The following is an 18,209-nucleotide window of genomic DNA, read 5'->3' as shown; positions in this document are numbered from 1 at the left end:
ATGTTCAATCGATTTTTGATCCTTTTGGCATTATCTCTAAGCTTGCAAGTCATTATTTCTTGTAAAACCGAAGAGACCAATCCCATCAATAGTCCAGTAGGAAGTATTTCCATTGATGTATCCAATAGCCGGACTTTCGTTCAACTAGATCTCAATAATCAAGGTAAAATCGTTTTGATAGGTCAAAGTTCTCAATCTTTCACCTCTGCTCAAGTGAAATTCAAAAACATTTTGGGTGGTAAAGAAAGCGATTGGCTCAACTTAGCAAAAGAAGGCTCAAATTTTAAAGGTGAATTCCTTTTACAAGCTGGTGGTTACTACCCTGAAATCAAATTAATTCAAGATACTAAAACCATCAGCGATACTGTTTTAAGTAAAACTCCATTTAAAATAGGGGAAATTTTTGCCGTAATTGGGCACTCTCTTGCCGAAGGTCAACCTCCCTATGAACTTACAGATTACGACAAAGAATGGTGTGAGATCATCAAGTATTCCGACAATAATGTTGTAGCCTTTTGGGGAAGACTCGCTGATAAACTAAAAAATAGATACCAAGTTCCAATACGAATTTATAGTACTGGTATCGGTGGGTCTACTTCTGAACAATGGGGAAAATCAGCCTTGGGCTTGGAATTTAGCAGTACGCTGTTCGACTGGAAAAAGCGATATCCTTATTCCTTTTTTGAAAACAAAATATTATCCGAAGTACCTAAAAGTGGATTAAGAGCCATTTTGGTCATACATGGAGAAAATGATGCCACAACCTCTTTGGACAACATTATCAAATACACGGGGATTTATATGGATTACACTCGGGAAATCCTTCAGAGTAAAAATCTTAGTTTTATGCTGGCTCGTAGTAATCGAGGCCTCAATAAAACAGAAGACCTACACGTTCAAGAGGCTCAAAATATCATGTTGAAAACCTTGCCAAATGTAGTGGAAGGTGCTAACCTGCAATCCATCGTTGGTGCAGGATTTCGTTGGGATGGAACTCACTTCAACTATGCTGGTCTAGAAGAAGCCGCCAGAAAATGGGATATCATGTTTGAACCCAAATTATTTACTCAAATGACCCCTATTTTGCGAAGTCGTTAATCTCACATTCATCGACGGATTTGCCCCAAATCAATCGGTTCTTGGCAATAAAATCGTAGCCCTTATCCAATAATTTATCGGGCAAAATAAAGAATACACGTAGGATTTGATAATACCAAGGGGCTAATTGCAAGACTACTTCGACAGCCTGAGATTTAATCCAAACCTTTTCTCCATAAAGTACTTTGATACTGTCTACTTCCCAATTTGAATCGGGATATTTCGCTACCGAACTTTGAAATAAAAGAGACCCTTGATATTCAATTTGGATTTTATCTCCACACATGCGTCGCAAGATTTTGGCACAAAAGCGACAAAATCGACAATTACCATCAATGAATACGGGGATTTTCATTAGCGAACAAGTTCAACCCAGCCTTTCAAACTCTTGGTTTTCAAGCTAGGGTCATTGACATCAAAGCTAACATCCACGGTATAAAAATAAGTTCCAACTGCCATGTCTTTTCCCGAACTATCTTTGCCATTCCAACCAAAATCAGATCCTGTTCCGTTGTAATCATAAATCAATTGCCCATAACGATCTACAATCTTACAAACTACCGTTTTCACGAATCGAGGACAACGCATCGGTAACCAAACATCGTTTTTCAAATCTCCATTCGGGCTAAACAAATTGGGCAATTCAAATGATGGACAATTATCTTGGTTCAAGGTTTCACTCTTCGGACTTTCTTTCCCTAATTGACTTATTGCCGTCACATAATAACTCCCAATAAACGAATCTTTCTTTTGATGTAAAAAACGCAAATCACTCACCTCAGCAATCTTAGTAAATGGCCCAGCAGCACTTGGTGCATAATAAATGCGATAAGACGCTATACTTTGATCACATGTTCCCGTTAAGGTAGGTTGCCAAGTTAATTGGTTCGTAAAACTGGTGAAATTACAATTCAAAGTACCATCTAATGCAGCACAATCTGGAGCTGAAAGACTCAATTTCGGAGCACATGGATTCACATCCGACTGAGGTTTCAAACAAACAATTTTAGACGCATTAATTAAGGTCATCACTGGGAAACCCGCTCCATATGAACCTAGGGTTTCTACATAATAACAATAAGTAGAGTCAGGTGAAAGCGTCACATCAAACTTACCATCTTTGGTATAAAAATCAGTCCCCTGATCGGTATATGTATAGGTACTAGGTCCAGCCACTGACACTTCCGTGATTTGATTAAACTTACCCGATCCACGAGGTGTTTCGCGATAAACGCGGTGAACTTGAAAGTCATTTAACCAAGGTACATCGGCAGACCAAGCCAATTTATTAGACCTAACCGCTGATTGGGCAACTAATTGCACTTGAGCAGCAGGGCTAGGTGAATCCAATAATTTGAATTGACCATTGGAAGTATAATAGAAATCTGTTCGGTAACGATAATTTTTTGAGTCGGTAGCTAATCCTTTGTCTACAAAAGAAGTATCTCCTTTAGCCACATAAATGGAAGCTGCAATTGGACTTCCAACTGCCACAAAATTAGTCGACCCATTTCCTTCTGCGCGTAAAACTTGATATTGGTAAGGCCCTTTGTACAAACTGGTATCCAAATTTAAAGGACGAGACCAGCGTACCAATATCTCACCATTGGATGCATCTGTTTTCTGAATAGACACATTGGTCATCAATGGGGCTGATGATGGAATAAAAGCACAACTTGAATTCGACATCGGACTATAATCTGTTTGTCCTGCAGAATTAGTAAATACCACCACCAAGACATAGACATAATTGGCATTCTTTAATAAGCCTGTTCCTTTGTTGGTATCCTCATAGGTAACTTCACTGGCGTTTAACCGAGCTATCTCTGTAAATCCAGTTAGTTGCATACCTGTTTCGCATGATTTGTTCACTACAGGTGCGCAAGCAGCTTGCTTACGGAATACAATAATTTTAGCACCCGGTAAAGAACAGGTGTAAGGAGTCCATGTCAAAATAGCTGAACCTTTTGTTGGCTGAATTTTAGCTACTAAATTTTTAACAGAAGGAGCAATAATTTTAATCTTCCAAATTTTACTATCCACCAACTTCACTCCTCCACCAATAGCCGTAGGTGGATTATCTTCGGCTTTAAAGAAAATATCATAGGTTTCTTTTCGAATATGCTGACAAGCCGTCTGCCAAGTAAAAGTACCCGTAGCTGTTCCTGTTTGTTTTGGAGTAGAAATAAAGGTAGCAAATGGCTGCTTAATAGCATAAGATGTATCAATCGGATATACATTTCCTGAACTGATGATAGTCACAGGATCTAATCTTCCCGTCTTAGACGCCACATCGGCTGCCGTAATTGTTTCCCTAATTAAGGCACCTGCTTGAATACAAACATCTGGCGGCACCACGATTTTGGGTCCTTTATTGTCTAAATCTTTCACCTCAATCTGCATATCACGCACCGTCTCCGAAATCTTAACTCCATTTCTCCATTCTTCTACTATAAATGCACAGTTGTATAGACCCAATTCCTGAGGAGAATCCCAAATTAAATCTCCATTCAACGAGTTAATGGTAAAAGATGACGCTATAGGAGAAACTTCATTGGGTTGCCTAAAATTAGGAGCAGTGATTCCACGACTGGTAGGATTACAAGTTTCATAATCTCCATATCTTGAAACCGTTAACCGATAAGCCAAACTATCGCCTTCCGCATCCACAGCATTGGGATTATGAATGAATGGCTGGCCGACCACCGCTGTTAAATCAACGGCAGGGTTCAATAATAGAGGAGTGGAATTTTGACCTAAACCTGAATTAATAGAAAAAATAGTTTCTACATAAAAAGGCACCTCCACCGATCGAGTGATATTTCTAACACCATCATTTCGATTGGGAATGGCCACTGATACTTTATAAAACAAGGCGGGAGCTGGATAGGTGTATTCAATTTTATACGTGTTTTTCAATGTCCCATTTCCCAAATTGACAATCGGCAAAAGTCTTTTAGCTTTGAATATTCCTGAACCATCCCCAAAACAAAAATTCACATCGGTTTGATCTTGATTAGCTCTATTATCCTCTGTATAAGTGGTTAAGGTAAATTCATAGGTTAGGCTGACGTTAGAAATCCGCTTCACCGTAATCTCCCCCCCCTTTAAGTGGGTTGCTTGAGCTTGGAAAATCATTCCAAAAAAACTAAGCAAAAAGGCAAGAATATAGGCGGAATAATTTTTTGCGGACATAAAACAAATTTGTAATATGGAAAGTTAATTAAGCAATTCGAAAAAAATAAAAAAAACGGTTTTTTTAATCGAATATTTGAAAGACCCACGAATCAATTGTAGTTTTATGTCCTAAATTTTCACTTATACGATAAATAAGTGAATGTTTACTTCAATCAAAATAAATTTCATTTATGGCTTGGTTATCAAAATCACTTAATTCATCTCTAGGGAAAAAGCTCCTAATGGCAATCACCGGCCTTTTTTTAGTCAGTTTCCTCATTGTTCACTGCGGGCTTAACGCAACCATCTTTTTAAACGACGGAGGGGTTACATTTAATGCGGGAGCAGAATTCATGGCAAAGAATCCCATCATTCGTACCATGGAAATCGTTTTATTTGGGGGGTTATTACTTCACATCCTAGATGGCTTACGTTTATGGATGGACAACAAAAAGAAGCGTCCTGTAGCCTATGCCGTTATTGACGGCGCAGCGAATAGTAAATGGTACTCCCGTTCTATGGGGCTATTAGGAACTTTGTTGTTATTGTTCCTAATCATTCACTTAAAGCATTTTTGGTATTTCTCTCGTTTAACAGACAATTTAACGGAAGAGCACACTTTATACAACGAGATGCAAGCCGTATTTGCTAGTCCAATTGTGGTTGCCATTTATGTCTTAGGATGTATCTCTTTGGGTTATCACTTATTACATGGATTTCAAAGTGCCTTCCAAAGCCTTGGATGGAACCATCCTAAATACACACCAACGATTAAGTGCATTGGTGCAGCTTATGCCATTATCATTGCTGCTTTATTTGCCGCTATGCCAATTGCACTCCATTTTAATTTGATTCATTAATTCCTCAGCCGATACGATTAATATGACAAAATTAGACGCAAAAATTCCAGAAGGTTCTTTAGCCGAAAAATGGACCAAATACCGTTCCAGTGTTTCTTTAGTAAATCCTGCCAACAAACGTAATTTGGAAGTGGTCATCGTAGGTTCAGGTTTAGCAGGAGCTTCTGCTGCCGCCTCCTTGGCTGAGTTAGGATATAAAGTAAAAGTATTCTGCTTTCAAGATTCCCCTCGCCGTGCGCACTCCATTGCTGCACAAGGTGGTATCAATGCAGCGAAAAACTATCAAAATGATGGTGACTCTACTTTCCGCTTATTTTATGATACCATCAAAGGTGGAGACTACCGTGCACGTGAAGCTAATGTGCATCGTTTAGCAGAGGTATCAGGTAACATCATTGACCAATGTGTGGCTCAAGGTGTACCTTTCGCCCGTGAATATGGTGGATTGCTTTCTAACCGTTCATTTGGTGGTACACAAGTTCAGCGTACGTTTTATGCAGCAGGTCAAACTGGTCAACAGTTATTATTAGGAGCATATTCTGCTTTACAACGCCAAGTAGGTATGGGAAATGTCGAGTTATTTACGCGACATGAAATGCTAGATGTGGTGGTTGTAGATGGTAAAGCACGAGGTATTATTGCTCGTGATTTAGTTACAGGTGAACTAGAGCGTCACTTTGGACATGCGGTTTTATTGTGTACTGGTGGTTACGGAAACGTATTCTATTTGTCGACCAATGCCATGGGTTCCAACGTAACAGCTGCGTGGAAAGCACATAAAAAAGGAGCTTTTTTCGCTAATCCTTGCTATACTCAAATTCACCCTACCTGTATCCCAGTTTCTGGAGATCACCAATCTAAATTAACCTTGATGTCGGAGTCATTACGTAATGACGGTCGTATCTGGGTTCCTAAAAAGAAAGACGATCCACGTAAAGCTAGCGAGATTCCAGAGGATGAGCGCGATTACTACTTAGAGCGTCGTTATCCTGCATTTGGTAACTTAGTACCACGCGATATTGCTTCACGTGCAGCTAAGGAGCGCTGTGACGCAGGTTATGGAGTAGGTACATCCAAAATGGCTGTTTACTTGGATTTTGCTGCGGCAATCATCCGTTATGGTAAAGCTGAAGCCAACAAGAGAAATATTCACCATGCAAGTGATGAAGAAATTCAATTGATGGGTAAGGAAGTCGTGAAAGAAAAGTACGGTAACCTATTTGATATGTATAAGCAAATCACAGGAGAAGATCCATATGAATTGCCGATGCGTATATATCCTGCTGTTCACTATACTATGGGTGGACTTTGGGTTGATTACAACTTGATGACAACTGTTCCTGGTTTATATGCCTTGGGAGAGGCTAATTTCTCTGATCACGGTGCTAACCGCTTAGGGGCCTCAGCCTTGATGCAAGGTTTAGCTGATGGTTATTTCGTAATCCCTTACACCATTGGTGCCTATTTGGCTTCTGAAATCAGAACGCCAGCGATGTCAACTGACAGTGAGGTCTTCGTTAATGCAGAAAAAGCTGTAAAAGACCAGATTGAGAAATTAATGAACATTCGCGGAACGAAGTCGGTGGATTATTTCCATAAGAAACTAGGCTTAATCATGTGGAATAAATGCGGTATGGCTCGTAATGAAGCTGGCTTGAAAATGGCCATTGCTGAAATACAAGAATTACGCAAGGAATTCTGGAGTGATGTTCGTATCCCTGGAGAAGCGAATAACTTGAATCCTGAATTAGAGAAAGCTGGCCGTGTGGCTGACTTCCTAGAATTAGGTGAGTTGATGTGCAAAGACGCATTAGAAAGACAAGAAAGTTGCGGAGGTCACTTCCGTGAAGAATACCAAACTGAGGATGGAGAAGCCTTACGTGACGATGATAAATTCGCATACGTAGCCGCTTGGGAATTCCAAGGTGAATCTAAATTCGAATTGCATAAAGAAGAATTGAAATTCGAAAACATTAAAATTGCTCAAAGATCTTATAAATAATTCGATAACATGGAAGGAAATTTAAACCTGACGCTTAAAATCTGGAGACAAAAAAATGCCCAAATTGCGGGTAAATTCGAGACATACCAAGTAAGTGGTATTTCGGAGGATATGTCCTTTTTGGAAATGATTGACGTGCTCAACAACCGTCTTATCGAAGAAGGTGATGATCCAGTAGCTTTTGATCACGATTGTCGTGAAGGTATCTGTGGAATGTGCTCCATGTACATCAATGGCCGTCCGCATGGACCAAATAAAGGAGTTACAACTTGTCAGTTGCACATGCGTAGCTTCAGCGATGGTCAAACCATCACCATTGAGCCTTGGAGAGCGGAAGCTTTTCCTGTGATTAAAGACTTAGTAGTTAATCGCTCTGCCTTTGACCGCATTATTTCTGCTGGCGGATTTATTTCAGTCAATACAGGAAATGCTCAAGATGCCAATAGTTTGCCTATTCCTAAAGATGATGCCGATGAGGCATTTGCAGCAGCAGCTTGTATTGGATGTGGTGCTTGTGTAGCGGCATGTAAAAATGCATCTGCCATGTTATTTACTTCGGCTAAGATTTCTCAATTGGCATTATTACCTCAAGGCCAAGCTGAGCGTTCGAAACGTGCTGAAGCCATGGTAGCGCAAATGGACGAAGAAGGATTCGGTGCTTGTTCTAACACAGGTGCTTGTGAAGCAGAATGTCCTAAAGGTATTTCCATCGAGAATATTGCTCGCATGAATCGCGAGTATTTCTCTTCGGTATTTACTTCGAAATAATATGTAATTAAACTAGGCCCCTTGGAATCAAGGGGCTTTTTCATGCCTTGTTTTTAGAGCCCAATCATTCCAAATCATCTCAAAATGCCAATCCTAGCGGTTGGGTGGAAGTGATTTGTGGTTCCATGTTTTCAGGAAAGACCGAAGAATTAATTCGTCGACTAAAAAGAGCTAAAATCGCTCAATTGCAGGTGGAAATTTTCAAACCTGCTGCAGATACCCGCTATCACGACGAAGACATTGTTTCCCATAACCACAATTCCATACGTTCCACACCTGTGCATAGTTCCAGTGAAATATTACTTCTGGCAGGAAGCTGTGATGTAGTGGGATTAGATGAAGCACAGTTCTTTGATGAAAATATTGTAGAAGTATGTAATTCCTTAGCCAATCAAGGTAAGCGGGTGATCATTGCCGGCTTAGATATGGATTTCAAAGGAATACCATTTGGACCTATGCCTCATTTAATGGCCATTGCCGAATACATCACCAAAGTACATGCAGTATGCGTTAGGTGTGGAGGCGTAGCTCAATATTCCCATCGGATCGTACAACAACAGCAAACCGTGATGTTGGGTGAAGCTGAAAGTTATGAGGCACTTTGCCGAACTTGCTTTCCACATAAAAGTCATGCCTAGAGATCCCAGTTTTACCAAAGTTTTTCAGCGTATTCGGGCCAAAAAACCGAAAGATTTAGATACGCAATTTGAAAAAGCTCATGAAGCTGTGTTTGAAAACATAGATTGCTTAAACTGTGGCAATTGTTGCAAGACGACTAGCCCTATGTGGAATGAAACCGATATCCAACGGGTAGCCAAACTTCTAAAAATGAAAGTCGCCGATTTTTTGGATACTTATTTGATTAAAGATGCTGATGGCGACTGGGTATATCCTTCGAGTCCTTGCCCCTTTTTATTAGAAGATAATGCTTGTGATATCTACGAACACAGACCCAAGGCTTGTAGAGAGTATCCGCATACTGACCGAAAAAACATGCTAGGCATTTTAAAATTAACTCAAAAAAATGCCCTGATTTGCCCAGCCGTTTCTCAAATCATGGAAAAACTGGAAAGAATCTATAACTAAACTAAATTGCCCAATATAATATTTGAATATGCGCGTAATTTTAAAGAAATTCGCAGCAAATTAAACCAAAAGACCGCATGGAAGCAGCAGAATATCTAGGAATTGACGTTGGAGGAACTGGAGTAAAAATGGGCATTGTCCATCCCGAAACAGGCCATATTAGTAATTTTCAAAGTTACGATACAGCCACTTGGAGAGAATCCAATCACTTCTTAGAGCGTTTAGCTGATGCCATTGCTTTGCAATTGTTCCAACACAAACATGTACATAAAGTGGGCATTGGTCTTCCTGGTATCTTAACCAAAAATCGTAAAACATTAATTGAGATTACAGCCATTCCAGAAATTGATGGAGCTCATTTAATTTCTATGTTGGAAAAACGCTTCCCTGATCATGAATTTTTCATGGAAAATGATGCTAATGCTGCTGCATTAGGAGAATTCTATTTTTCTCCAGAAAAAGAAAGCATGCCAGAGGATTTCATCTTTTTAACTTTAGGAACAGGAATTGGTGGCGCGGCGATCATTGATCGTAAAATCTTCTTAGGTGGAGATGGAAATGCCATGGAACCAGGACACGTACCTTCCAGAAATGGCAAGGTTTTAGAAAGAAACATTGGTAAAAAAGAATTGCTTCAAATGGCTACTGCCATGCGTGCTTCTTATAAAGGAAAAACAGTTTTAGCAGCTGATGGTTCTATTTCAACCACTGCCTTAGTTGTAGCTGCGGAAGAGGGTGATGAATTAGCTTTGGCTATTTGGAATGAAGTAGGAGAAATGTTAGGAGATATGATTGTCTCTCTAATTCGAATCCTAGATATCAAAAATATCTTCATTGGTGGAGGTTTGTCTGCTTCCTTTGATTTCATCTTACCAAGTATGGAGAAACAATTGAACTATTGGTTAACCCCAGCTTACTTGAAAAAACTAAGCATTAAAAAAGCACTTTTAGGAAATGATGCTGGACTTTTAGGAGCCGCTTCCCTTTGTTTTTAAGGCTTTGGAATAAATCAAATGCAAGAATTTTAAACAATTCAAAAAAAAGAATTATTTTTATCTAATTATTTATTTTAATAATGCAATTAGGCTTAAAATTTGTTTGATAATCTAAGTTTTAATTCTAATCTTTGCATCGTTTTTGAACCCCAAAATATTTTAGAAATGGCAGATATTGCAGAAAAAGTAAAAAGCATCATCGTTGAGAAATTAGGAGTAGAAGCATCAGAGGTTACACCTGAGGCATCTTTCACAAACGATTTAGGAGCTGATTCCTTAGACACGGTAGAGTTAATCATGGAATTTGAAAAAGAATTCAACGTATCTATTCCAGATGATCAAGCAGAGAATATCCAAACTGTAGGACAAGCCATCACCTACTTGGAAGAGAACGCAAAGTAATCGTAACGAAATAATAATGATGTCAATTGGTAATTGGTAATGACTCAGGAACCTAGTTTCTTGAAAAATCACCCTTACGAATTGACATTTTTTATTTTTCAAACCTAAAATATCAGGATAATTATGGAGTTAAAACGAGTTGTAGTAACGGGTTTAGGAGCCCTTACCCCTATTGGAAATACAGTTAGCGAATATTGGGAAGGTTTATCTACTGGAAAAAGTGGATGCGGGCCAATCACCAAATTTGACGCTGAAAAATTCAGAACTCGTTTTGCCTGTGAACTCAAGAATTTTAGTGTAGAAGAATTCATTCCACGTCAAGAGGCCCGTAAAATGGACCCTTTTACCCAATATGCCATTGTAGCCTCTGATGAAGCGATCAAGGATGCAGGGTTCGACATGGAATCAATCAATAAAAATAAAGTCGGTGTTATCTGGGGATCAGGTATTGGTGGCTTAAAAACCTTTGAAGATGAGATGATTTATTTCGGCAAAGGTGATGGTACGCCCAAAATCAATCCATTCTTTATCCCTAAAATGATTGCTGACTCTAGCTCTGGTCAAATTTCTATCCGAAATGGTTTCCGTGGTCCTAACTACGTAACTGTTTCCGCTTGTTCATCAGCCAACAATGCCATCATTGATGCATTCAACTACATTCGTACAGGTCGTATCAATATCTGTGTGACGGGTGGATCGGAAGCCCCAGTGACCATTGCTTCAGTTGGTGGATTTACTGCCATGCGTGCCATGTCAGAAAGAAATGATGACCCAGCTACTGCCTCTCGTCCTTACGACGTTAACCGTGATGGTTTCGTAGTTGGAGAAGGTGCAGGTGCATTAATATTAGAAGAGTACGAACATGCTAAAGCACGTGGAGCGAAAATTTACGCCGAGCTAATCGGTGGTGGATTCTCATCTGATGCTTACCACATTACGGCTCCACATCCAGAAGGTTATGGCGCATTACTTTCCATGATTGATGCATTAGAAGATGCTCAAATCAAACCAGAAGAAGTGGATTATATCAATACACACGGAACTTCTACCCCAATTGGTGACCCACAGGAATTAAAAGCTATCGTAGATTGCTTTGGAGAACATGCTTATAAAATGAGCATCTCTTCGACTAAATCCATGACTGGACACTTATTAGGTGGTGCAGGAGCCGTAGAAGCAGTGGCTTCTATCCTAGCCATTCAACACCAATTTGTACCTCCAACCATCAATTGCCATGATTTAGATCCTGCCATTGATCAAAAACTAGATTTAACCTTAAATCAAGGAAAAGCTAGAAAAATCGATGTAGCTCTAAGCAATGGATTTGGTTTTGGTGGACACAACGCTACCGTCATTTTCCGAAAAGTATAGGCTTATGAAAATTCTCTCGGTGTTAAGCTGGTTGAATCCTACCCAACTAAATGAAAGAGAGAAATTTCTAAAGAAATCTGTAACCCATTTGATTGGTGAAAGTCCATCCAACCTATCACTTTATCGATTAGCCTTTTTGCATGCCTCTGCATCAAAAGATAGCATAGCTAAATCTTTCAAGGAGTCCAATGAACGCCTCGAGTTTTTAGGAGACTCCGTGCTTGGAATGATTACAGCGACCTATCTATTTCAAAAATTCCCATTTAAAGACGAAGGTTTCTTAACCGAAATTCGCTCCAGAATGGTAAGCCGAGAATCCTTAAATGTACTTGGCAGAAAATTAGGACTAGATGAAGTCATCGAATACGAAAATCAAAAAAGAACCATACTGTCTCGCTCCAGCATGTATGGGGATGCCCTAGAAGCATTCATTGGAGCCATTTATCTGGATAAAGGTTTTGCCTTTACTCAAAAATTCATCATCAAAAAGATTTTAACGCAGTATTTCGACTTAGAAACGGTGGTGCAAAATAATCCTAACTTTAAATCTATTCTGATTGAATGGGCCCAAAAAGAAGGGAAAAAAGTACTTTTTACTTTAGATGAAGAAGGTCAACACCACAATAAAGAATTTACAGCCATCGTTCTGGTAGATAACTTGAAAGTAGCCGAAGGTAAAGGCTATTCCAAGAAAAAAGCAGAACAAACAGCTGCCATGAAAGCCTGTGAAGAATTGGAACTTAAATAATAAAAGATGCCAACGCCTAATATTTTGCTTCATTACTGGACCGAAGAAGGTCAATCAAGTACTTTTCAAGATATTTTACAGCAAGAAATTCCCTCATCTATCCTAGAGGTATTACAATCTGAATTATTGTTGCAATTACAAAGTCAACGAATTCAAGATCAATTACCTTGTTTTGATTGGCAAAATCAACGATTCCAAGAAAAATGGGACAACATCACACGTTCTCTTTTATTACAAGTAACTCTTCCAAATTACATTTGGAATCAATGGATAGATGAATTACAGAGCGACGATACTCCTACAGATTACTTATTCAACGTTTTAGGGGCTGAACCTCAAGAAATTAGCCCAGATACACTGTTAACTGCTGAAGTTTATTTTGAAGCACCAGCCAGCTTAGAAGAGCTTCCAGAAGAAAATGATACTCCTGAACCTGAAATTATCATCATAGAAGAAAAGGTCATCGAAGTAGAATTACCAAAAGAAAAAACTCCCGAGCCTATTCCAACCAAGCCGGTGACTGAAATTATTATCGAGAACGTACAATTAACGCCTAATCCATCATCTAATTCTAGCAGTTTCTTCCAAGAAGAACCTAAAGAACAAGCTCCTGCAGGAAGAAAAATCATGGAAGTTATCGCTGATTCTACTTCCGAAAAAGTATTTGAAAAACTTCAAGGTACAGATGGTTCACTGAAATCTTTGGTTGAAACCAAAATGACGGAAACCTTGGCCAATAGCATCAGCCTAAACCAAAAAATCAAATTCATTCAATCCATTTTTGATGGAGAAGGACATCATTTGAACCAATTAATTGACTTCATTGATAAAGAAGCTGAAAGCCAAACTTGGCAAATGACCATTCAGCAAAGATATGCTGAATTCCATCGTGCCGACAATGAAGAGTCTTGGAATGAATTACATGAATTGATTAGAAGGAAATTCAACTAAGTGATTTTCTTCATCAAGTAATTGATCAGATTTCTTGACCTAACTAGCTAATTTCACTTAAAAAAAAGTGAAATACCTAGCCCTTATCCTACTTACTTCATACTCCCTTTTAGGTCAAGTTGATGAAAGTCAATCTTGGGATGAATCTGAAATCCGACAAAATACGTATCAATTTTATTTACAAAACCCGATTGAAATCAATCAGGCGCAAGAGGAAGATTGGTATCAACTAGGCCTGTTAAATTCAGCTCAAATTTCCTCCTTTTTTGAATTCAAACAAGCTACAGGGAAATTTGTTAGTATTTGGGAATTACAAGCTATCCCCAATTGGGACATTCCAACCCTCAAAAGAATACAAGACTTTATCATTTGCCGACCTACGACATTGTCATGGAATTGGCAACAAAGCAAACACCTTTGGATACATCGTATCGAATTCACATTGGAAGAAAAAAAAGGATTTAGTCCACCTGATAATCGAAGTAAAGTTCGCTATTTCAATAGCCCCTATACTGAACTTCATCGATACCGAGGACAAATAAGTACTCCATTGGGTTTAGGTTTTCTACTTCAAAAAGACGCTGGAGAAAACAACATCGCTGATTTCAGCAGTTATTATATACATTGGAATAGACCTAAAAATACGATCTACAAAATAATTGTTGGGGACTTTGTCAATCAATGGGGTCAAGGATTAGTACAAGCTGGCGGATTTTCATTAGGGAAAAGCTATGAAAGCATCATCTCCACCCAAAAGTTTCATCAGGGCGGGCTTCCTTACAGTTCCAGCATGGAAGCTGGATTTTATAGGGGAATTCTCATGGGCATTCAAGGTAAACGATGGAAAATAGAAAGCTTTATTTCCAAAAGAAATTGGGATGCTAGTCTGCAAACAGATTCCTTGGGCTTTTCTTATTATACCTCATTAACAAACAGTGGATTACACCGTACCACAAGTGAGTTGGACAAAAGAAATCGGGTGCAAGAATGGACTTGGGGAAATACCTTGAATTGGCATGCTAAAAATTCACCGCTTACTTTACAATGGAACTTAGTAGGAAGTCGTTGGTCACTCCCCAAAAAAAATTCTTCTCGAACTTATCAAGCTGCTGAATGGCAAGGAAGTGAACTTCTCAACAGCTCACTATCAGCCAATTTTCCTTGGAAAAAAGCCCAATGGATGGCAGAGCTAGCTATCAGTCCTAATTCCTGGGCATTGATTCAAGGGGCAGCATGGGCCCAATCTAAAGCTTCGGATTTTTCATACTTATTCCGTTACCTATCTTCTGGATATTTTAGTCCTCAAGCACAAGCTTTCAGTGAAAACTCAGAGGTCGGCAATGAAATAGGGCTATTCCTAGGCAATCAATACCGATGGTCCAAAAGGAGTCGACTTTCTTCTTACCTTGATTTCTTTCTTTTCCCTGCTCCCAAATACTTAGTAAGTCAAGATCATTCTTGGGGATGGGAAATGTTAAGTAGGTATCAATTTGAGCGTAGAAATAAATATAATTTCTTTATCCAACTCAAATGGACCAGTAAACAAGAAGATGCTCCCAAACCTTACCAAGATTTTATCCGAAAACATCAATGGCAGTTTAGTGGAGACTTAAAAAAAATCATCCATAAAAAATGGGACTGGCATAGTCGGATCATGGCTACCTATATCCTTTCTCCTGCACAAAAAGATTGGGGATGACTATGGCTCAATGATATTCACTTTTCGTGGCTTAACTGGCAAATTAAGGCCCGAGCAGCGTATGTCCACAGTACAAACTATGACAGTAGGCTCTATGCCTATGAACCTAGTTTACCTTATGCATTTTCCTTACCTGCCTATTATGGCCAAGGTCTGCGAACTTGCCTGATAATGACATATAAATGGAAGACAAAACTGAATCTATCGGCCAAAATTGGAAGAATGGATTACATGGATCGAGAAGAAATCGGATCAGGTTTAGATCTAATCTCTAGCACTCATAAAACGGATGTAAGCCTGCAGGTAGTTTGGAATAACTTATAAAATAGCTTCTCTGATTTTAAGCAATTTTTCCAATAAACCTTCCAATTGATCAAGAGGAAGCATATTGGCTCCATCTGACTTAGCAATAGAAGGATTAGGATGGGTTTCGATAAACAATCCATCCGCTCCCACAGCTATCGCTGCCTTGGCTATCGTTTCAATTAATGCCGGTTGACCACCAGTTACCCCAGAACCTTGATTGGGGCGTTGCAGAGAATGCGTACAATCCATGATAACAGGAACTTGAAAAGCCGCCATTTCTGGTAAATTTCTAAAATCAACCACTAAATCACCATATCCAAATGAATTTCCTCGATCGGTCAAATACACCAATGCCTCTGGGTTTTCATGCTTCACTTTTTCAACGGCAAATTTCATGGAAGCGCCCGACATAAATTGCCCTTTTTTTATATTGACAGCTTTTCCTGTTTGGGCAGCTGCAGCCAATAAATCTGTTTGTCGACAAAGAAATGCGGGAATTTGTAACACATCTACATAAGGAGCCGCCATAGAAGCTTCGGCACTTTCATGTATATCGGTTACGGTAGGAACCTGAAAATGCTCCCCTACTTCTTTCAATATCTCTAAAGCAAGTATATCTCCAATTCCAGTAAATGAATCAATTTTAGTACGATTAGCTTTACGATAAGACCCTTTAAAAATAAAAGGTATCCCCATGGAATCTGTGATTTGCTTAATTCGTTCTGCTATTTCATAAGCTAAATCTTTGCTTTCAATGGCACAGCTGCCTGCCATCAAGAAAAAAGGTGTTTTATCTTGACTTGTCGTATAAGGTAAGTTCATCTTATAAAATGTTTACTTCGGTTTCTAATGCTACACCGAATTTGCTGAGAATAGATTGTTTTATTTGTTCAGATAAAGCTAAAATCTGCTTACCTGTAGCCTGACCATAATTGACCAAAACCAATGCCTGTTTGGCATGCACTCCTGCGTCTCCTTCTCGGAAACCTTTCCAGCCAGCTTGTTCTATAAGCCAACCAGCTGGGAATTTGATATCACTACTTCCTGTAACAGGATAATGTGGAATATTTGGATATTTCTCCATCAATTCGGTAGCCTGAGCAACTTTCAGCGTTGGATTTTTGAAAAAACTACCTGAATTTCCTATCTCTTTAGGATCGGGCAATTTACTTTGTCGGATCTCAATGACCGCATTTGAAACATCTTGAATACTAGGATGTGTGATGGATTTGGCATGCAACACTTCTTGAATTGCCCCATAAGATGTCTGTGCCTCAGCCACTTTATTCAATTTGAAGCAAACATAAGCAATCAAATATTTTCCTTTGCCCTCATGTTTGAAATAACTCTCCCGATAACCAAATTGACAAGCTGTTGTATCAAATGTTTCTAAGGTATAGTTAGACAAATTAAAAGCCTGCAAATGATCAAATGTATCTTTTATTTCTACTCCATAGGCACCAATATTTTGCATGGGAGCTGCACCTACAGTACCTGGAATAAGGGATAAATTTTCAATACCTGCCCATTGATGACTAACTGTATATTGTACAAAATCATGCCAAACAACGCCAGCTCCGGCACGCACCCAAACATGTTGATCATCCTCCTTGATTACTTCAATGCCATCAATGGCGACTTTCACCACTAAGGCATTCAAATCTTGAGTCAAAAGTACGTTACTCCCTCCCCCCAAAAAAATATGTGGCACATGGGAATATGTACCCGAATTCAATATCAAATGGTATTGTTCAATGGAGCGAATTTCTACAAAATACCTTGCCTTAACATCAATTCCGAATGTATTAAGCGATTGGATTGAATAGTTTTCCAATACTCTAGGCAAGGCAATGGAAGAAGGCATATTAATGCAATTTAGTGGATAAAAATTCTTGTAAGGCTGGTACATCAGTAGCCATCAGGGTTTTATTACTCCCCTCCCAAAGCTTTTTGCCATCTTTTAAAAAGACAACATACTCGCCCATCCGAAGTACAGAATTCATGTCGTGCGAAATAACGACTGTCGTGATATTAAACTCTTTCGTAATTTCCTCAATCAACAAATCAATTTTAACCGCCGTCAATGGATCTAAACCAGAATTGGGTTCATCGCAAAATAAATATTTGGGATTCATCACGATAGCCCTAGCGATACCAACGCGCTTTTTCATTCCTCCAGAAATATCAGAGGGCATTTGGCTAGCTGCTGCTTCCAATCCCACTCGTTGCAAGCAAATTAATGCTCGCTCATTTTTCTCTTCCAAACTCTGTTGAGTCAAAATATCCAAAGGGAAACGCACATTCTCTAATACAGTCTTAGAATCAAATAATGCTCCGCCTTGGAATAAAACACCCATTTCGCGACGAATGGATTTGATGGTATCATTGGACGCTGTAACAAAATCCCGACCATCATATAGAACTTGTCCATGTTCAGGTTTCAAAATACCAATCATACACTTTAACAATACACTTTTACCGGTTCCACTCCCTCCAATCACCATATTGATTTTGCCTTTTTGGAAGCAGCCATCTACTCCATCCAAAACAACTTTTCCATCAAACTCTTTGTGTATGTTTTTGATTTCAATCATATTCAAAATTAGGCATATTTTGCCAAAAATGAAGAATGTCTCATTTTTTAGCCCAATTATTTTCAATGTCTAATTTCAGTTCTACATTCCTATTAATTTCTAATATCACAAATTGATTGTGTGTCGAAACTATTCTTTGTACTTTAAGCCAT

The 18,209-nt window shown here is 39.0% G+C and carries 18 protein-coding genes; 13 read left to right on the top strand and 5 right to left on the bottom strand.

All coding sequences use genetic code 11. From position 1 onward, the window contains the following. The gene (locus tag EWU22_RS06380; protein WP_130924882.1) at nucleotides 1–1,098 is read left to right on the top strand and encodes a hypothetical protein; all 1,098 of its coding nucleotides are present in this window, start codon (nucleotides 1–3) and stop codon (nucleotides 1,096–1,098) included. Here EWU22_RS06380 and EWU22_RS06375 read toward each other — a convergent pair. Both EWU22_RS06375 and EWU22_RS06370 read right to left on the bottom strand, forming a co-directional pair. After that, nucleotides 1,079–1,453 (bottom strand): thiol-disulfide oxidoreductase DCC family protein, encoded by a 375-nt coding sequence (locus EWU22_RS06375; RefSeq protein ID WP_130924881.1) that lies wholly within the window; start codon nucleotides 1,451–1,453, stop codon nucleotides 1,079–1,081. The genes EWU22_RS06380 and EWU22_RS06375 overlap by 20 nt on opposite strands. After that, on the bottom strand, nucleotides 1,453–4,293 hold the full coding sequence (locus EWU22_RS06370) for a T9SS type B sorting domain-containing protein (protein ID WP_130924880.1): 2,841 nt from the start codon (nucleotides 4,291–4,293) through the stop codon (nucleotides 1,453–1,455). Before EWU22_RS06370 ends, EWU22_RS06375 begins: the two co-directional genes overlap by 1 nt. Nucleotides 4,294–4,466: 173 nt before the next feature. On the opposite strand from EWU22_RS06370, the gene EWU22_RS06365 reads away from it, so the two are divergent. From EWU22_RS06365 to EWU22_RS13235, 12 genes are all read left to right on the top strand, one after another. Further along, the gene (locus EWU22_RS06365) at nucleotides 4,467–5,135 is read left to right on the top strand and encodes a succinate dehydrogenase cytochrome b subunit (protein ID WP_130924879.1); all 669 of its coding nucleotides are present in this window, start codon (nucleotides 4,467–4,469) and stop codon (nucleotides 5,133–5,135) included. 22 nt (nucleotides 5,136–5,157) lie between these two features. Further along, complete coding sequence (locus tag EWU22_RS06360; protein ID WP_130924878.1) at nucleotides 5,158–7,137, top strand: fumarate reductase/succinate dehydrogenase flavoprotein subunit; 1,980 nt, start codon at nucleotides 5,158–5,160, stop codon at nucleotides 7,135–7,137. Nucleotides 7,138–7,146: 9 nt separating this feature from the next. After that, nucleotides 7,147–7,905: a succinate dehydrogenase/fumarate reductase iron-sulfur subunit gene (locus tag EWU22_RS06355; RefSeq protein WP_109322493.1), complete on the top strand. Its 759-nt coding sequence runs from the start codon at nucleotides 7,147–7,149 to the stop codon at nucleotides 7,903–7,905. Nucleotides 7,906–7,952: 47 nt separating this feature from the next. Then, a complete protein-coding gene (locus EWU22_RS06350) occupies nucleotides 7,953–8,543 on the top strand; it encodes a thymidine kinase (RefSeq protein WP_109322492.1) in 591 nt (196 codons plus the stop codon). Continuing rightward, nucleotides 8,536–8,991, top strand: coding sequence for a YkgJ family cysteine cluster protein (locus tag EWU22_RS06345; RefSeq protein ID WP_130924877.1), 456 nt, complete (start codon nucleotides 8,536–8,538; stop codon nucleotides 8,989–8,991). Before EWU22_RS06350 ends, EWU22_RS06345 begins: the two co-directional genes overlap by 8 nt. 77 nt (nucleotides 8,992–9,068) lie before the next feature. Then, nucleotides 9,069–9,986 (top strand): ROK family protein, encoded by a 918-nt coding sequence (locus EWU22_RS06340; RefSeq protein ID WP_130924876.1) that lies wholly within the window; start codon nucleotides 9,069–9,071, stop codon nucleotides 9,984–9,986. Nucleotides 9,987–10,151: 165 nt separating this feature from the next. Then, nucleotides 10,152–10,388, top strand: coding sequence for an acyl carrier protein (locus tag EWU22_RS06335; RefSeq protein ID WP_092019417.1), 237 nt, complete (start codon nucleotides 10,152–10,154; stop codon nucleotides 10,386–10,388). A 123-nt stretch (nucleotides 10,389–10,511) separates the two neighbouring features. Next, a complete protein-coding gene (gene fabF / locus EWU22_RS06330; RefSeq protein ID WP_109322489.1) occupies nucleotides 10,512–11,759 on the top strand; it encodes a beta-ketoacyl-ACP synthase II in 1,248 nt (415 codons plus the stop codon). Between the two features lie 4 nt (nucleotides 11,760–11,763). After that, a complete protein-coding gene (gene rnc, locus EWU22_RS06325; protein WP_109322488.1) occupies nucleotides 11,764–12,507 on the top strand; it encodes a ribonuclease III in 744 nt (247 codons plus the stop codon). Nucleotides 12,508–12,513: 6 nt separating this feature from the next. Beyond that, the gene (locus EWU22_RS06320; RefSeq protein ID WP_130924875.1) at nucleotides 12,514–13,458 is read left to right on the top strand and encodes a hypothetical protein; all 945 of its coding nucleotides are present in this window, start codon (nucleotides 12,514–12,516) and stop codon (nucleotides 13,456–13,458) included. 67 nt (nucleotides 13,459–13,525) lie between these two features. Beyond that, nucleotides 13,526–15,157, top strand: a complete 1,632-nt coding sequence (locus EWU22_RS06315; RefSeq protein WP_130924874.1) for a hypothetical protein — start codon at nucleotides 13,526–13,528, stop codon at nucleotides 15,155–15,157. Nucleotides 15,158–15,328: 171 nt separating this feature from the next. Continuing rightward, complete coding sequence (locus EWU22_RS13235) at nucleotides 15,329–15,481, top strand: hypothetical protein (RefSeq protein ID WP_161566805.1); 153 nt, start codon at nucleotides 15,329–15,331, stop codon at nucleotides 15,479–15,481. On the opposite strand, the gene kdsA is transcribed toward EWU22_RS13235, so the two are convergent. The 3 genes from kdsA to EWU22_RS06300 are packed head-to-tail and all read right to left on the bottom strand — an operon-like array spanning nucleotide 15,476 to nucleotide 18,057. Beyond that, the gene (gene kdsA, locus EWU22_RS06310; RefSeq protein ID WP_130924873.1) at nucleotides 15,476–16,285 is read right to left on the bottom strand and encodes a 3-deoxy-8-phosphooctulonate synthase; all 810 of its coding nucleotides are present in this window, start codon (nucleotides 16,283–16,285) and stop codon (nucleotides 15,476–15,478) included. The genes EWU22_RS13235 and kdsA overlap by 6 nt on opposite strands. Nucleotide 16,286: 1 nt before the next feature. Beyond that, nucleotides 16,287–17,327 (bottom strand): UDP-N-acetylmuramate dehydrogenase, encoded by a 1,041-nt coding sequence (murB, locus tag EWU22_RS06305; RefSeq protein WP_109322484.1) that lies wholly within the window; start codon nucleotides 17,325–17,327, stop codon nucleotides 16,287–16,289. A gap of 1 nt (nucleotide 17,328) precedes the next feature. After that, the gene (locus tag EWU22_RS06300) at nucleotides 17,329–18,057 is read right to left on the bottom strand and encodes an ABC transporter ATP-binding protein (RefSeq protein ID WP_130924872.1); all 729 of its coding nucleotides are present in this window, start codon (nucleotides 18,055–18,057) and stop codon (nucleotides 17,329–17,331) included. Nucleotides 18,058–18,209 lie beyond the last annotated feature (152 nt).

Source organism: Aquirufa nivalisilvae, assembly GCF_004307455.1.
Classification (GTDB): Bacteria; Bacteroidota; Bacteroidia; order Cytophagales; family Spirosomataceae; genus Aquirufa; species Aquirufa nivalisilvae.
Note: the sequence above shows the minus strand (reverse complement) of the source record. Positions and strands in the feature narration are given on the sequence as shown.

What these genes read in the sequence shown, in the direction of transcription:
- EWU22_RS06380 (WP_130924882.1), top strand. Translation starts at nt 1, where the DNA reads ATGTTCAATCGATTTTTGATCCTTTTGGCATTATCTCTAAGCTTGCAA.
- EWU22_RS06375 (WP_130924881.1), bottom strand. Translation starts at nt 1,453, where the DNA reads ATGAAAATCCCCGTATTCATTGATGGTAATTGTCGATTTTGTCGCTTT.
- EWU22_RS06370 (WP_130924880.1), bottom strand. Translation starts at nt 4,293, where the DNA reads ATGTCCGCAAAAAATTATTCCGCCTATATTCTTGCCTTTTTGCTTAGT.
- EWU22_RS06365 (WP_130924879.1), top strand. Translation starts at nt 4,467, where the DNA reads ATGGCTTGGTTATCAAAATCACTTAATTCATCTCTAGGGAAAAAGCTC.
- EWU22_RS06360 (WP_130924878.1), top strand. Translation starts at nt 5,158, where the DNA reads ATGACAAAATTAGACGCAAAAATTCCAGAAGGTTCTTTAGCCGAAAAA.
- EWU22_RS06355 (WP_109322493.1), top strand. Translation starts at nt 7,147, where the DNA reads ATGGAAGGAAATTTAAACCTGACGCTTAAAATCTGGAGACAAAAAAAT.
- EWU22_RS06345 (WP_130924877.1), top strand. Translation starts at nt 8,536, where the DNA reads ATGCCTAGAGATCCCAGTTTTACCAAAGTTTTTCAGCGTATTCGGGCC.
- EWU22_RS06340 (WP_130924876.1), top strand. Translation starts at nt 9,069, where the DNA reads ATGGAAGCAGCAGAATATCTAGGAATTGACGTTGGAGGAACTGGAGTA.
- EWU22_RS06335 (WP_092019417.1), top strand. Translation starts at nt 10,152, where the DNA reads ATGGCAGATATTGCAGAAAAAGTAAAAAGCATCATCGTTGAGAAATTA.
- fabF (WP_109322489.1), top strand. Translation starts at nt 10,512, where the DNA reads ATGGAGTTAAAACGAGTTGTAGTAACGGGTTTAGGAGCCCTTACCCCT.
- rnc (WP_109322488.1), top strand. Translation starts at nt 11,764, where the DNA reads ATGAAAATTCTCTCGGTGTTAAGCTGGTTGAATCCTACCCAACTAAAT.
- EWU22_RS06320 (WP_130924875.1), top strand. Translation starts at nt 12,514, where the DNA reads ATGCCAACGCCTAATATTTTGCTTCATTACTGGACCGAAGAAGGTCAA.
- EWU22_RS13235 (WP_161566805.1), top strand. Translation starts at nt 15,329, where the DNA reads ATGACATATAAATGGAAGACAAAACTGAATCTATCGGCCAAAATTGGA.
- kdsA (WP_130924873.1), bottom strand. Translation starts at nt 16,285, where the DNA reads ATGAACTTACCTTATACGACAAGTCAAGATAAAACACCTTTTTTCTTG.
- murB (WP_109322484.1), bottom strand. Translation starts at nt 17,327, where the DNA reads ATGCCTTCTTCCATTGCCTTGCCTAGAGTATTGGAAAACTATTCAATC.
- EWU22_RS06300 (WP_130924872.1), bottom strand. Translation starts at nt 18,057, where the DNA reads ATGATTGAAATCAAAAACATACACAAAGAGTTTGATGGAAAAGTTGTT.